The following is a 3,109-nucleotide window of genomic DNA, read 5'->3' as shown; positions in this document are numbered from 1 at the left end:
TCTACAACATCGGGGTGAAACCTTCGGGGAGTAGCCCCTTATTTTTATTCAACTAACGTTTCAACTGGAATCTTTTTGTCGGACAGTAGTGATTTACTTTATAAAATAAACAGTCTTGTATTGTCTGATACACCACTTAACATAAGCCTTTTGGATAGTATTTACACAAGAGTTTTAGAGGATAATGGTATTTACTCTCCATTTGAGTTGATTGTTTATAGAATGCATACCGACAGTGTTATACAGAGTACAAACCACAGCGTAATGCGATACGGGCAACGAACACGCAGAAAAGAGTTAGATTTAAATATGGAGATACAGGCAATGTATAAAAGTCATATTGCTTTGATTCTACAAAAAATGTTACTCTTTATTATTTTGTCGGCAATGGTAACGGGTCTTATTATTATGATGCTTTCATATCAGCTGCGTATTATTACCCGGCAAAAGCGCATAGAAAAAGTGCGGCAGGATTTTATCGACAGTATGACCCACGAACTTCGCCACCCTTTGCAGGGAGCGTTGTCGATGGCTGAGATACTGGAAAACCCGACTTTTGCAGAAAATCCCGAAAGAGTATCCAATGCCATAAGCCGAATAAAACATAATTTGTTTAATTTGAGTAAGCTGTTGGATTCAATCGTGCAAAAGTCTTATTCAGAAAAGCTCCAACAAGGCGCCGAATGGCAGGAAGGTAATTTACAGGAAATGTTAAATGATTTGATTGCCAGTTTTATGCTGCTTTCTGACAAAGAGATAAAATTTACCACTCATTTTGAGCATATGAAATCCGGCTATTGCTACGACCCAGTCCATTTTCCTAATGCCGTGAAAAACCTGATAGATAATGCCGTAAAATACTCGAGCGAAACGGTGGAAATAACGATTTCCGTCGTTAGCAATGAAAATGAGTTTAGCGTAATTGTAAGCGATAACGGTATTGGCATCCCCAAAGAAGAAATACCCCGAATTTTCGACAAATTCTATAAAGTGCATAACCCGCGAATAAAACACGGCTTTGGACTGGGGCTGAGTTATGTAAAGTGGGTGGCTGAAATTCATTTGGGTAGTGTGAATGTGCAGAGCCGTTATGGGAAAGGCTCAGAATTTATCATCACTACACCAATATTAATCGAAAAAGCATAATGAAGACACTATTAATAGCCGAAAACAACAGTGATTTTGCTTATGTAGTGGAATGGCATTTTCAGCAAAAGGGGATGCGTGTTTTCACAGCAGCAAGTGGCAAAAAAGCATTGGAATTATACCACACACATTCGCCTAATATTGTTTTGCTGGATATAAGTCTCGATGATGATATTGATGGCAAAGAAGTTGCTCGAAGAATCAGGGCAAAGGACAAATACACACCGATTCTCTTTATGAGCGGCGAGAGCAAGTCGCCTGCTGATGTGGTGGAGGGGTTTGATATAGGATGTAACTTTTTTCTTAAAAAACCGGTAACCATAGAGGAAATAGAAGCCCATATAAACACATTGCAAAATACCAAAAGTAGTCAATTGGTATATAAAATTTCAGGTGTCATTTTCAATACGGAAAACCGGACTTTGTCTTTCGACGGAAAAACAGAATACCTCACGGAAAAAGAGACAAAAGTATTACAGATTTTGGCAGATTACTTGAACAATGTGGTGGAACTGCAAACCATTTTGGATAATGTATGGAATGGTGAACTGTCCGAAGAATCCTTAAGAAACAACATCAGCTCACTTCGTAAAAAGTTAGCAAGTGCTAATTTAAACATTAAAACCATTAAGAATAAAGGATATATGCTGAATGATGCAGGTTAATTGCACATAGCGTATTGTTTTACAGGGGTGAAGGAAATACAGCAATTTTGCAATCTCAGGCCTGTTATGCTTATGAGTGTAGATCGCGGTTGACTTGCTGCTTTTATGCCCCAGTGGCTTTTGAATATAGCGCAAATAGGTGTCTGCCTCCAGCAGGTGCGTAGCATACGAGTGCCGCAGCTAGTGTGGGGTAACCTTTTTGTAATATTCTCTGCTCAATCGGGTCTTTGCTTACACACAGGGCTGCGCCCTGTGCTTTTACGGGTAGGCCTTTCAGGCCAACGAGAATCCGGCTGGGCAGACCATGCAATTCGAAACAGGCCTTCCAAATCATAAATTGCAAGAATGGTTACGACGAACGAATGCGATACAACCCTAAAGTGGAGCTAACTATTTTAATATTCCGATATTGTTTACCGGTAGTCGGAAGCTGTCCCGATTATGCCAGTAGATTTCCCTCCGAAAGAGAATAATTGCATTGAAAACCCCATAGAAAGAAACCGTTTAACCTAGGATGTAGCACAACCGGGACCTCTCGCTGGGCACTTCGTGCCGCTTAAGGTCCTATTTATTGGCGGTAGTTATTATTTGAGTTTATCGATAAGTCTTTTAAATTCAGGAAAGTCTCTCATGAGTTTATCAATATCTAATAGTTTAAGCAATTGTGCTCCATGATTAACTTTATGATAAGTTTTTCTTGCTGTATTCTTCGTAATTCTTTGTAGTTCTTTGTCAGGTTCTTCAAATAGGCTTGCGTGCTTCTTTGCTAATCTATTGCTAATATTATCATTGTAAAAGTGATCTAATATCTCAGGCTGCGAAATAAACCATGCTTCCATTTCCTGAATCATAAAGAAAACAGAATCCTTGTAATCAGAAATTTCGTTTTCTTTCAAATCATCTGCAATTTTAGTTTCGGGAGCATCTAAATCACATAGCATATTTGAATTGAAACTGTTTTTGAATTTGTCAATAGTTTATTTCTTCCCATCGCCCATACTTATTGTAGGCATTTTACCCTCTAACTTTTTCGCCAACAATTTATTAAATCCTTCCCTAAGGTTGCCATTACTAGTATCAGTAGTGCCCTCTATAAATAAATAGCTCCTTTTTACCATCTGTTACCTCCTAAATCTCCTTGTCTCCACATTTTGCCAGAACTGAATTCTTCATACCATCCTTCGAAATCACTCTTGTTATAAACGCAAGATTCAACTCACAAATGCAACTTGGGTTAACTGATTATATGTTAAGAGGGGAGAGATAAACCCTAGCCTTTTTCTAGGCCGACTGTTAAG

General features: G+C 38.7%; 3 protein-coding genes and 1 pseudogene. 2 read left to right on the top strand and 2 right to left on the bottom strand.

The window, feature by feature from the left end; genetic code table 11:
- Positions 1 to 150 precede the first annotated feature (150 nt).
- The gene (locus BLS65_RS17425) at positions 151 to 1,146 is read left to right on the top strand and encodes a sensor histidine kinase (protein ID WP_125869948.1); all 996 of its coding nucleotides are present in this window, start codon (positions 151 to 153) and stop codon (positions 1,144 to 1,146) included.
- Positions 1,146 to 1,811 (top strand): response regulator transcription factor, encoded by a 666-nt coding sequence (locus BLS65_RS17420; protein WP_092441064.1) that lies wholly within the window; start codon positions 1,146 to 1,148, stop codon positions 1,809 to 1,811. Before BLS65_RS17425 ends, BLS65_RS17420 begins: the two co-directional genes overlap by 1 nt.
- A gap of 72 nt (positions 1,812 to 1,883) precedes the next feature.
- On the opposite strand, the pseudogene BLS65_RS18865 reads toward BLS65_RS17420, so the two are convergent.
- Positions 1,884 to 1,991 (bottom strand): annotated as a pseudogene (locus tag BLS65_RS18865) (tyrosine-type recombinase/integrase); the annotation flags it as partial.
- Positions 1,992 to 2,395: 404 nt separating this feature from the next.
- Positions 2,396 to 2,752: a DUF4276 family protein gene (locus BLS65_RS17410; protein ID WP_092441063.1), complete on the bottom strand. Its 357-nt coding sequence runs from the start codon at positions 2,750 to 2,752 to the stop codon at positions 2,396 to 2,398.
- Between the last annotated feature and the right edge of the window lie 357 nt (positions 2,753 to 3,109).

It is taken from the genome of Williamwhitmania taraxaci (assembly GCF_900096565.1).
GTDB classification, from domain to species: domain Bacteria; phylum Bacteroidota; class Bacteroidia; order Bacteroidales; family Williamwhitmaniaceae; genus Williamwhitmania; species Williamwhitmania taraxaci.
The sequence above is the reverse complement of the archived record's forward strand: the minus strand, read 5'-3'. Positions and strand labels throughout refer to the sequence as shown.